Annotated in this window: 11 protein-coding genes; 7 read left to right on the forward strand and 4 right to left on the reverse strand. The window is 66.7% G+C overall.

What is annotated here, in order from left to right; genetic code table 11:
- Positions 1 to 22 precede the first annotated feature (22 nt).
- From ACQKDV_RS07320 to ACQKDV_RS07345, 6 genes are all read left to right on the forward strand, one after another.
- Positions 23 to 808, forward strand: a complete 786-nt coding sequence (locus ACQKDV_RS07320) for a succinate dehydrogenase iron-sulfur subunit (RefSeq protein WP_079221505.1) — start codon at positions 23 to 25, stop codon at positions 806 to 808.
- Between the two features lie 98 nt (positions 809 to 906).
- On the forward strand, positions 907 to 1,155 hold the full coding sequence (locus ACQKDV_RS07325; RefSeq protein ID WP_427783094.1) for a succinate dehydrogenase assembly factor 2: 249 nt from the start codon (positions 907 to 909) through the stop codon (positions 1,153 to 1,155).
- Positions 1,106 to 1,555 (forward strand): hypothetical protein, encoded by a 450-nt coding sequence (locus tag ACQKDV_RS07330; protein ID WP_427783095.1) that lies wholly within the window; start codon positions 1,106 to 1,108, stop codon positions 1,553 to 1,555. Before ACQKDV_RS07325 ends, ACQKDV_RS07330 begins: the two co-directional genes overlap by 50 nt.
- Before the next feature lie 23 nt (positions 1,556 to 1,578).
- The gene (locus ACQKDV_RS07335; protein WP_427783096.1) at positions 1,579 to 2,820 is read left to right on the forward strand and encodes a lipoprotein-releasing ABC transporter permease subunit; all 1,242 of its coding nucleotides are present in this window, start codon (positions 1,579 to 1,581) and stop codon (positions 2,818 to 2,820) included.
- Positions 2,813 to 3,526 (forward strand): lipoprotein-releasing ABC transporter ATP-binding protein LolD, encoded by a 714-nt coding sequence (lolD, locus tag ACQKDV_RS07340; protein ID WP_427783097.1) that lies wholly within the window; start codon positions 2,813 to 2,815, stop codon positions 3,524 to 3,526. Before ACQKDV_RS07335 ends, lolD begins: the two co-directional genes overlap by 8 nt.
- 109 nt (positions 3,527 to 3,635) lie before the next feature.
- Positions 3,636 to 4,073 (forward strand): DUF6491 family protein, encoded by a 438-nt coding sequence (locus tag ACQKDV_RS07345; RefSeq protein WP_427783098.1) that lies wholly within the window; start codon positions 3,636 to 3,638, stop codon positions 4,071 to 4,073.
- Between the two features lie 76 nt (positions 4,074 to 4,149).
- On the opposite strand, the gene ACQKDV_RS07350 is transcribed toward ACQKDV_RS07345, so the two are convergent.
- From ACQKDV_RS07350 to ftsY, 3 genes are all read right to left on the reverse strand, one after another.
- On the reverse strand, positions 4,150 to 4,419 hold the full coding sequence (locus tag ACQKDV_RS07350; RefSeq protein WP_324809621.1) for an oxidative damage protection protein: 270 nt from the start codon (positions 4,417 to 4,419) through the stop codon (positions 4,150 to 4,152).
- A 5-nt stretch (positions 4,420 to 4,424) separates the two neighbouring features.
- The gene (gene mutY, locus ACQKDV_RS07355) at positions 4,425 to 5,549 is read right to left on the reverse strand and encodes an A/G-specific adenine glycosylase (RefSeq protein ID WP_427783099.1); all 1,125 of its coding nucleotides are present in this window, start codon (positions 5,547 to 5,549) and stop codon (positions 4,425 to 4,427) included.
- A 113-nt stretch (positions 5,550 to 5,662) separates the two neighbouring features.
- Positions 5,663 to 6,961, reverse strand: a complete 1,299-nt coding sequence (gene ftsY / locus ACQKDV_RS07360) for a signal recognition particle-docking protein FtsY (RefSeq protein WP_427783100.1) — start codon at positions 6,959 to 6,961, stop codon at positions 5,663 to 5,665.
- Between the two features lie 130 nt (positions 6,962 to 7,091).
- Here ftsY and ACQKDV_RS07365 point away from each other — a divergent pair, with 130 nt between their 5' ends.
- Positions 7,092 to 7,388, forward strand: coding sequence for a hypothetical protein (locus ACQKDV_RS07365; protein ID WP_427783101.1), 297 nt, complete (start codon positions 7,092 to 7,094; stop codon positions 7,386 to 7,388).
- Between the two features lie 149 nt (positions 7,389 to 7,537).
- Here ACQKDV_RS07365 and htpG read toward each other — a convergent pair whose 3' ends face one another.
- Positions 7,538 to 9,427, reverse strand: coding sequence for a molecular chaperone HtpG (gene htpG, locus ACQKDV_RS07370; protein ID WP_427783102.1), 1,890 nt, complete (start codon positions 9,425 to 9,427; stop codon positions 7,538 to 7,540).
- Positions 9,428 to 9,875 lie beyond the last annotated feature (448 nt).

Here is a 9,875-nt window from a genome sequence, read left to right on the forward strand (position 1 = left end):
GCCTGAGCCAACGAGAGCAGCCATGGCCGAGTTTTCACTCCCCAAGAATTCCAAGGTCACCAAGGGCCAGCACTTCCCCGCCAAGAGCGGTGGCAAGAACCTGCGCACCTTCAAGATCTACCGCTGGAGTCCGGACGACGACAGCAACCCGCGCACCGATACCTATGAGATCGATCTGGACGCCTGCGGCCCGATGGTCCTGGACGCGCTGATCAAGATCAAGAACGAGATCGATCCGACCCTGACCTTCCGTCGCTCCTGCCGTGAAGGTATCTGCGGTTCGTGCGCGATGAACATCGACGGCACCAATACCCTTGCCTGCACCCGCGCCATCGCGGACTGCGGCAAGAAGGAAGTGCCGATCTACCCGCTGCCGCACATGAGCGTGGTCAAGGATCTGGTTCCGGACCTGACCCACTTCTACGCGCAGTACGCCTCGATCAAGCCGTGGATCCGCACCCAGACCCCGGCACCGCCGGACCGCGAGCGCCTGCAGTCGCCGGAGGACCGCAAGAAGCTGGACGGCCTGTACGAGTGCATCCTGTGCGCCTGCTGCTCGACCAGCTGCCCGAGCTACTGGTGGAACGGCGAGCGTTACCTGGGCCCGGCGATCCTGCTGCAGGCCTACCGCTGGATCATCGACTCGCGCGATGAGGACACCGGTGCGCGCCTGGACGATCTGGAAGATCCGTTCAAGCTGTACCGCTGCCACACCATCATGAACTGCGCCCGGACCTGCCCGAAGGGCCTGAACCCGGCGCTGGCGATCGCCGAGATCAAGAAGCTGATGATGGAACGCCGCGCCTGATACAGGCCTGCGGTACCCGGTAGAGCCACACCACGCGTGGCTGCACCACCTCAGTAGAGCCACGCCATGCGTGGCTTTGCTGTATCTGGAGAAACACAATGGACGAAGACACCCTGCTGAAGAAGCTGCGCTGGCGCTGCCGTCGCGGCATGCGCGAGCTGGACCAGCTGTTCGGGCGCTACCTGGACCGCGAATGGGGCACTGCGCCGACCGAAGAGCGCGAGGTTTTCCTGTTCCTGCTCGACTGCGAGGACGATAAGTTGTGGCGCTGGTTCATGGGCTACGAGGCCTGCCCGCATGCACACGCCATCCCCCTCATGCAGAAGATCCTCGCCCTCAAGGCTTGAGTGGCGGCCCTCGCGGCTGCAGGCCGGCGCACAGGCGCTGGTGTTGCTGGCCGCGCCCTGGCTGCTGGGTGCCTCGGCGCTGCCGGAAGACCGGTACTGGCCAGCGTTGCTGGCGGTCTGGGTGCTCGGCGTGATCCAGAGTGTGGTGCGGCTGCGCAGGCCCCGGCGCTGGCTTGATCTGACCGTGCTGCCGGCACCGCTGCAGCTGGATGGCAGCGACATCGACGCCCCCCGGCTGGTGGTGCGTGGCCCCTGGCTGCTGCTGCACTGGCGCAGGGAAGGGCGACAGGGGCGCCTGCTGTTCTGGCCCGATGTGCTGAACCACCGGCAGCGACGTGAACTGCGACTGGCCGTATCCGCACGTGACGTTTCACGTCGACCCCGTACGATGGCACCATAGACTGAATCGACTGGCGTGCCTGCATGTTCAAACCCATCCCCGTGGCCATCGGCCTGCGCTACCTGCGCGCCAAGCGCCGCAACGGCTTCATTTCGTTCATTTCAATGGCATCGATCCTGGGCATCGCGCTCGGCGTGACGGTGCTGATCACCACCCTGGCGGTGATGAGCGGTTTCCAGAAGGAAATCCGCAGCCGCCTGCTGCAGATGACCGCCCACACCACCATCAGCCGCGATGGCGAGCCGATGCCGGACTGGATGCGCGTGGTCGACGTGGCCAACAAGGATCCGCGCGTGGCCGGTGCTGCGCCGTACATCGAAATCCAGTCGATGATCAGCGGCCCGCGCGTGCAGGGCGCGATCATCCAGGGCATCGATCCGGCGCTGGAACCGAAGGTGTCGGTGATCGACAGGAAGATCACCAAGGGCAGCTATGACAGCCTCAAGCCGGGCAGCTTCAACCTGCTGCTGGGCAAGGAGCTGGCCATCTGGTTGGGTGTGGATGTAGGCGACCAGGTACTGGTGACCTTTGCCGAAGTGCAGGGCACGCCCGCAGGAGCGGTGCCACGGATGAAGCGCTTCACCGTCAGCGGCATCTTCGAGGCCGGCTACAACGAGGTCGACCGCGGCGTCGGCTTCGCCAACATGAAAGACCTCGAGCGCGTGCTGCGCTCGGACGGTGCCACCGGCGTCCGCCTGAAACTGCACGACATGGACCGTTCGCTGGAAGTGGGCGTGGACCTGGCACAGAACCTGGGTGGCGCCTATCGGGTGAGCGACTGGACACAGCAGAACGCCAATCTCTACCACTCGCTGCGCATGGAAAAGGTGGTGATGGGCATCCTGCTGTCGCTGATCATCGCGATGGGTGCCTTCAATCTGGTGTCCTCGCAGGTGATGCTGGTGACCGACAAGCAGGCCGACATCGCCATCCTGCGCACGTTGGGCCTGACCCCCGGCGGGGTGATGCAGGTGTTCATGGTGCAGGGCTCGCTGATCGGCATCTTCGGCACGCTGGCCGGCCTGATCGGCGGCATCACCCTGACCTTGAACCTGGAGCGCATCCTCAGCGCCATCGAGTCGCTGTTCAACGTCAAGCTGCTGCCGGAAGACGTCTACTACATCACCGGCCTGCCCACCGACATGCAGACCGGCGACATCGTGGCGATCACGCTGATCGCCCTGCTGATGAGTTTCCTGGCCACCCTGTACCCCGCCTGGCGGGCAGCACGCACCCAGCCGGCGGAGGCCCTGCGTTATGAATAAGGTCGTCAATCTCGGCGATGAAGTGATCCGTGCCGAGGCGCTGGGCAAGACCTACGCCGAAGGGCGCATGCAGACCCCGGTGTTCGACGGGCTGGACCTGAACGTCAATGCCGGCGAGACGGTGGCGATCATCGGTGCCTCCGGCGCCGGCAAGAGCACGCTGCTGCACCTGCTGGGTGGGCTGGATGTACCGACGGCCGGCGAGGTGTACGTCACCGGCCAGCGCATGTCGGCGCTGTCGGACACCGCACGTGGCCTGCTGCGCAACCAGGCGCTGGGCTTCGTGTATCAGTTCCACCACCTGCTGCCGGAATTCACTGCGCTGGAAAACGTGATGATGCCGGTGATGCTGGCCGGTACCGGCGTGGCCGAAGCGAGCAGCCGGGCCACCGCACTGCTGGAAGCGGTCGGCCTCGGCCATCGCCTGGACCACAAGCCGGGCGAGCTGTCCGGGGGCGAGCGCCAGCGTGCCGCCGTGGCGCGTGCGCTGGTCAACCACCCGGCCTGCGTGCTTGGCGATGAGCCCACCGGCAACCTGGATGACCGTACTGCCGCCACCGTGTTCGAGCTGATGCTGGAGCTCAACCGCGCGCGTCACACCAGCCTGGTACTGGTGACCCACGACCGCAGCCTGGCCCGCCGCCTGGACCGGGTGCTGGAGCTCCGCGAAGGTCGCCTGCACGCATTGGCCCACGCCAACGTGTGATGGGATCCGGCGGACAGCGCCGACCGGCGGCTGAATGGGGCCGCTGGTCGTCGCGTCCGCGTTGCCTTGGCGGGCGCATGATGGCGACACATTCCCGCTGGAGATCGCCATGAAAACCCCGTTGCTGATCGCTGGCCTGTGCCTGGCCTTGGCCGGCTGCGCCACCACCGGCCTGAGCAGTGCCGACCGGCTGGACCTCTACCGTGCGCATGCAGGCCCGCCGCAGAAGGACATGCAGTTCTTCGGCACGCTCAACGGCTGGACCGAGCTGGGGGACGGTGCGCTGGCGGTGTGGACCAAGCCCAGTGAAGCCTATCTGCTGGAACTGACCGGGCCGTGCCCGGACCTGTCCTATGCGCCGGCCATCGGCCTGACCAGCCACATGGGCCGGGTCACGACGCCATTCGACAAGGTGCTGGTGCGCGATCCCACCGGCGGCCCGCGCCTGCCGTGCTTCATCAAGACCATCCGCAAGCTGGACGTGAAAGCGCTGCGTGCGCAGGAAAAGGAAATGCGCCAGGCGCAGGTGCAGGAGCGCGAAGAATAAAAAAAGGGGACGGAGGGGATTAAGTCGTTTGTGGAACAAACGACTTAATCCCCTCCGTCCCCTTTTTTGCCTGGCCTCAGGCTTCCGGGGTGAAGCCGGCCGGCTTCTCAGCGTCCTTCTCGAACAGGAATTTGACCAGCTCTGCTTCCAGCATCGCGCGGTGTTCCGGCTTGCGCGGGGACAGGCGGTTCTCGTTGATCAGCATGGTCTGGTGCGCCAGCCACGCCGCCCAGGCCTGCTTGCCGATGTGGTTGAACACGCGCTGGCCCAGCTCACCAGGGTAGGGCACGAAGTCCAGGCCCTCGGCATCGCGTTGTTCGTACTGGCAGAAGACGGTTCGGGGCATGGTAGTCACTCGTGGTTGCGGGTTTTCGTGGATCTGCGTTTCGGCGCCTTGACCGGCGTGCCGTCCAGCAGCTTGCGGATCGGCGCAGGCAGGCCCAGCGCCGGGAGTTCATCGGCGGCGACCCAGCGCAGTGCGGGTTCCTCCACGCGCAGGCCGCGGACCTGTCGCGACAATACCTGCAGGTGCAGCCGGTAGTGGCTGAAGGTGTGCTGCAGCACCGGCAGTTCCTCGGCCTCTTCCAGCGAACCGTCGACATGCGTGTCGAACCAGTCCTGCAGTTCGCTGCCGGCGTCGGCCTGTGGCAGGGTCCACAGCTGCGCCCAGATGCCGGTGTCCGGGCGCTTCTGCAGCAGCACGCGTTGCTGGGCATCGCGCAGCAGCAGGGCCACTGCCTCGCGCTCGGGCAGGGTCTTGCCGGGTTTCGGCGTGGGCAGCTCGGCGGTGCGGCCTTCGCGGCGTGCCACGCAGTCCTGCTGCAGCGGGCAGATCACGCACGCAGGCTTGGCACGGCTGCACACGGTCGCGCCGAGGTCCATCTGCGCCTGGGTGTAATCGGCCATGCGCCCGGCTGGGACCTGCCCCACATGCGCTTCGGCCAGCGACCACAGCTGCTTTTCGATGGCTGGCAGGCCGGGAAAGCCTTCGATGCCGTGGTAGCGGCTGAGCACGCGCTTGACATTGCCATCAAGGATCGCGAACGGGGCGTTCCATGCCTGGCTGAGGATCGCGCCGGCAGTGCTGCGGCCGATGCCAGGCAGGGCGTGCAGGGCATCGAAATCGCCCGGCAGGTCGCCGTCATGCAGCTCCACGCAGCGTTTGGCCGCCGCGTGCAGGTTGCGTGCGCGGGCGTAGTAACCCAACCCGGCCCACTGCGCCATCACCGCATCGTTGCTGGCGGCAGCCAGGTCGGGCAGGGTCGGGAAGTGCTGCAGGAACCGCTGGAAATAGGGGATGACCGTGGTCACCTGGGTCTGCTGCAGCATGATTTCCGACAGCCAGACCCGATAGGGACTGCGCGGATGCTGCCAGGGCAGGTCGTGACGGCCGTGGCCGTCGAACCAGTGCAGCAGACGGGCGACGAAGCCGTCTTGTGGGGCGGTGTCGGCGCTGGCGTTTGGCTGGCGGGGCATCGGCGTTCCGGGAAGAGGCAGCCACCCATGGGGCGGCTCTACCAGTAGAGCCACCCCATGGGTGGCTGCACGTGGAGTGCGGTAGAGTCACGCCATGCGTGGCTGCATGCGTCTCAGCCGCCCAGCGCCTCAGGCAGCAGGGCGTCGACAAAGGCTTCCGGGTCGAACACGCGCAGGTCTTCCGGACGCTCGCCGATGCCGGCGAAGCGGATCGGAATGCCGAACTCGCGGGCCAGGGCGAAGACCACGCCGCCCTTGGCGGTGCCGTCCAGCTTGGTCACCACCAGGCCGGTCACCTTCACTGCGGCATTGAACTGGCGCAGCTGCGACAGCGCGTTCTGGCCCGTGGTGCCGTCGATCACCATCAGCACTTCGTGCGGCGCGGTTTCGTCGATCTTGCCGAGCACGCGGCGGATCTTGCCCAGCTCGTTCATCAGGCCCGACTGGGTATGCAGGCGGCCTGCGGTATCGGCGATCAGCACCGAGGTGCCGCGTGCCTTGCCCGCCTGCAGCGCGTCGTAGGCCACCGAGGCGGCATCGGCGTTCTGGCCCTGGGCGACCACGGCGACGCCGTTGCGCTCGCCCCAGGCCTGCAGCTGGGCCACGGCGGCAGCACGGAAGGTATCGCCGGCGGCCAGCATCAGGCTGTGGCCTTCATCCTTGAAGCGCTTGGCCAGCTTGCCGATGGTGGTGGTCTTGCCGACGCCGTTGACGCCGACGGTGAGCACCACGAAGGGCTTGGCATTGCGGTCGATCACCAGCGGCTTGGCCACCGGCTGCAGGATCGCGATCAGTTCGCTGCGCAGCGCGGCCAGCAGCGCATTGGCGTCGACGAATTCGCGCGACCTCATGCGCTTGCGCAGGCCCTCGACCAAGTCGGTGGTGGCACCCACGCCGACGTCGGCGGTGATCAGTGCGGTTTCCAGTTCGTCCAGCAGGTCGTCGTCGAGCTTGGGATTGCGCGAGAACAGGCCGCCGAAGCTGCGGGCGATGACGCTGTTGCGCAGGCGCTCACGCCAGCCGGGCTTGCCGGCAGGGGCCGGGGCGGCGTCGACCAGCACCGGCAGGTCAGCGGCCGGTGCAGCCGGTGCTTCGGCCGGAGTGACCGGTGCCAGCGGCGCGAGCACGGCGGCGGCAGCCAGCGCCTCGGCTTCAAAGTCCTCCGGAGCGATGACGCGTTCCGGGGCTGGTGCCACCGGTGCGGCGGCAACCGGCAGTTCGGGCGCTGCGACGGGCGCAGGCGTGGCGGCCTCGGCACTGACCAGCGCGGCTACAGGCGTGGCCGGGGTCTCCTCGGCCGGGGCAGCGGACGGGAACGCCGCCGCCAGCTCGTCAGCCGAGTAATGCTGGGTCTTGGGCGCCTCCGGCGTGGCGGCGTCCTGGGGCTTCTTGCGGCGGAAAAAACTGAGCATTGGCAAAAGGCGCTGAAATCAGAGGGATATGCTACCACCCGGGCCTGTTGGCCTGATGTGGACTCAAGGTTGCGTGTACGGGTCCGTTAACTGGTCCGAGGGGCTGCGCAGGGCGGCCCGGAGGCCGCCGATGAACGTGATGGAGACTGCGCTGTCCGGCATGCGTGCGGCCCAGCAGGGCATACAGGTAGCCGCACACAACGTGGCCAACCTTGCCGCTCCTGATGCCGAACGGCTGCAGATGCAGCGCAGTGTTGCGGAACAGGGCGGGGTGGAAACCACCGTTACCACGACCGATCCCGACCCGACGGTGCCGCTGGGCGACCTGCTGGCGGCCAGGGCTGAGGTGGTGGCGTTTGCTGCCAATGCCGCGGTGATCCGCCGCCAGGACCAGATGCTGGGCTCGCTGCTGGACCGGAGCGCGTGAGGCAACCGGCTCTGGTAGGTGTCAACCTCGGTTGACACGCCTTTGGAGCGCCAACCGGGGTTGGCATCTACCAGGGCAGGGCGCCAACCGAGGTTGGCATCCATCACCGCCCGGTAGCGCCGGGCCAGGCCCGGCGACCACCCCGTCGGTCAGGCCGACAGCTCCAGCAGCAGCTTGTTCAACCGCGCCACATAGGCGCCCGGATCCTTCAGGCTGTCACCGGCGGCCAGCGCGGCCTGGTCGAACAGCACCCGGCCCAGGTCGTCGAAGCGCGCGCCGTCGGCTTCCGCATCGAGCTTGGCAATCAGCGGGTGGCCCGGGTTGATCTCAAGCACTGGCTTGCTGTCGGGCACCTTCTGCCCGCTGGCTTCCAGAATCTGGCGCATCTGCAGACCCAGGTCCTGTTCGCCGATGGCCAGCACCGCCGGCGAATCGGTCAGGCGGTGCGAGACGCGCACCTCGGCCACGTCATCACCGAGCACGGTCTTCAGGCGCTCCACCAGGGCCTGCTTGTCCTTGGCGGCCGCTTCCTGTTCCTGCTTGTCGGCCTCGCTTTCCAGCGCGCCCAGGTCGAGGTCGCCGCGGGCGATGTCGACGAAACCCTTGCCGTCGAAATCGGTCAGGTAGCCCATCAGCCACTCGTCGATGCGGTCGGTCAGCAGCAGTACTTCCACGCCCTTCTTGCGGAACACTTCCAGATGCGGACTGTTGCGCACCTGGCTGTAGCTCTCGCCGGTCAGGTAGTAGATCTTGTCCTGGCCCTCGGCCATGCGGCCGATGTAATCGGCCAGCGACACGGTCTGTGCATCGGCTTCGCCACGGGTGGACGCGAAGCGCAGCAGGCCGGCCACCTTCTCGCGGTTGTTGTAGTCCTCGGCCGGGCCTTCCTTCAGCACCTGGCCGAATTCCTTCCAGAAGGTGGCGTACTGCTCGGGCCTGTCGGCAGCCAGCTTTTCCAGCATGTCCAGCGAGCGCTTGGTCAGCGCGGCCTTCATCGAATCGATGACCGGGCCGGACTGCAGGATCTCGCGGGAGACGTTCAGCGAGAGATCGTTGGAATCGACCACGCCCTTGATGAAGCGCAGGTACAGCGGCAGGAACTGCTCGGCCTGGTCCATCACGAACACGCGCTGCACGTACAGCTTCAGGCCCTTGGGTGCGTCGCGGTGGTACAGGTCGAACGGTGCACGGCCGGGCACGTACAGCAGCGAGGTGTACTCCAGCTTGCCTTCGACCTTGTTGTGGCTCCATGCCAGCGGGTCGCTGTGGTCGTGCGCCACGTGCTTGTAGAACTCGGTGTACTCGGCGTCGCTGATCTCGGTGCGCGGGCGGGTCCACAGGGCACTGGCGCGATTGACGGTCTCCCACTCGCCGGCGGCGCCTTCTTCGCCTTCCTTCGGCATCTGGATCGGCAGGCCGATATGGTCCGAGTACTTCTTGAGGATGCTGCGCAGGCGCCAGCCATCGGCGAAGTCGTGCTCGCCGTCCTTCAGGTGCAGCACGATGCGGGTGCCGCGTTCGGCCTTGTCGACCGTGGCCACCTCGAAATCGCCTTCCCCGCGCGAGGTCCAGCGCACGCCTTCGGCGGCGGCCAGGCCGGCACGGCGCGAGGTCACTTCCACTTCGTCGGCGACGATGAAGGCGCTGTAGAAGCCGACGCCGAACTGGCCGATCAGCTGCGAATCCTTCTTCTGGTCGCCGGACAGCTGGCGCAGGAAATCGCCGGTGCCGGACTTGGCGATGGTGCCAAGGTGGGCGATGGCCTCGGCGCGGCTCATGCCGATACCGTTGTCTTCGATGGTGATGGTGTGGGCGGTGGAGTCGAAGCTGACGCGCACGCGCAGCTCGCTGTCACCCTCCAGCAGGGCCGGCTGGGTCAGGGCCTCGAAGCGCAGCTTGTCGGCGGCGTCGGCGGCGTTGGAGACCAGCTCGCGGAGGAAGATTTCCTTGTTGGAGTACAGCGAGTGGATCATCAGCTGCAGCAGCTGCTTGACCTCGGTCTGGAAGCCAAGGGTTTCGGTCTGGTGGGTCTCGGTCATCGATAGGGCTCCATGTGCAATGCCGCGCCAGCGCGTGCGGCCTGGCAAAGGGGTATGGCTGATTGTCCCGAAATCAAGGGGTTGGTCGGCAGGGCTTGCAGCCCTGCACCCGCAGTAGTGCCGGCCGCTGGCCGGCAACAGCAACAGCAACAGCGACAGCAACAGCAACAGCAACAGCGACAGCAACAGCAACAGCAACAGCAACAGCAACAGCAACAGCGGGGTATCCGTGGTTGGGCGGGGCGGTGTCGGATTGCGGGGACGCCGCAAGTCCCCCTCCGGGGCCCGGCCCAGCCGCTGGCGGCTGGGCGTTCGGGCGCTTGCGAAGCAATGCTTCGCAAGCAAAGCGCCCTCACCCCTGTACGCTTGGCCGCCGCTTGCTCGTGTGCGCCATCCTGCGCACACGGCAAGACCGGGGTTGGGCGTCCTGCCCAACCCGCCCGAGGCA

Source organism: Stenotrophomonas sp. NPDC077659, assembly GCF_050268705.1.
Lineage (GTDB): Bacteria > Pseudomonadota > Gammaproteobacteria > Xanthomonadales > Xanthomonadaceae > Stenotrophomonas.

What these genes read in the sequence shown, in the direction of transcription:
- ACQKDV_RS07325 (WP_427783094.1), top strand. Translation starts at nt 907, where the DNA reads ATGGACGAAGACACCCTGCTGAAGAAGCTGCGCTGGCGCTGCCGTCGC.
- ACQKDV_RS07330 (WP_427783095.1), top strand. Translation starts at nt 1,106, where the DNA reads ATGCACACGCCATCCCCCTCATGCAGAAGATCCTCGCCCTCAAGGCTT.
- ACQKDV_RS07365 (WP_427783101.1), top strand. Translation starts at nt 7,092, where the DNA reads ATGAACGTGATGGAGACTGCGCTGTCCGGCATGCGTGCGGCCCAGCAG.
- ACQKDV_RS07320 (WP_079221505.1), top strand. Translation starts at nt 23, where the DNA reads ATGGCCGAGTTTTCACTCCCCAAGAATTCCAAGGTCACCAAGGGCCAG.
- ftsY (WP_427783100.1), bottom strand. Translation starts at nt 6,961, where the DNA reads ATGCTCAGTTTTTTCCGCCGCAAGAAGCCCCAGGACGCCGCCACGCCG.
- lolD (WP_427783097.1), top strand. Translation starts at nt 2,813, where the DNA reads ATGAATAAGGTCGTCAATCTCGGCGATGAAGTGATCCGTGCCGAGGCG.
- ACQKDV_RS07345 (WP_427783098.1), top strand. Translation starts at nt 3,636, where the DNA reads ATGAAAACCCCGTTGCTGATCGCTGGCCTGTGCCTGGCCTTGGCCGGC.
- htpG (WP_427783102.1), bottom strand. Translation starts at nt 9,427, where the DNA reads ATGACCGAGACCCACCAGACCGAAACCCTTGGCTTCCAGACCGAGGTC.
- ACQKDV_RS07350 (WP_324809621.1), bottom strand. Translation starts at nt 4,419, where the DNA reads ATGCCCCGAACCGTCTTCTGCCAGTACGAACAACGCGATGCCGAGGGC.
- mutY (WP_427783099.1), bottom strand. Translation starts at nt 5,549, where the DNA reads ATGCCCCGCCAGCCAAACGCCAGCGCCGACACCGCCCCACAAGACGGC.
- ACQKDV_RS07335 (WP_427783096.1), top strand. Translation starts at nt 1,579, where the DNA reads ATGTTCAAACCCATCCCCGTGGCCATCGGCCTGCGCTACCTGCGCGCC.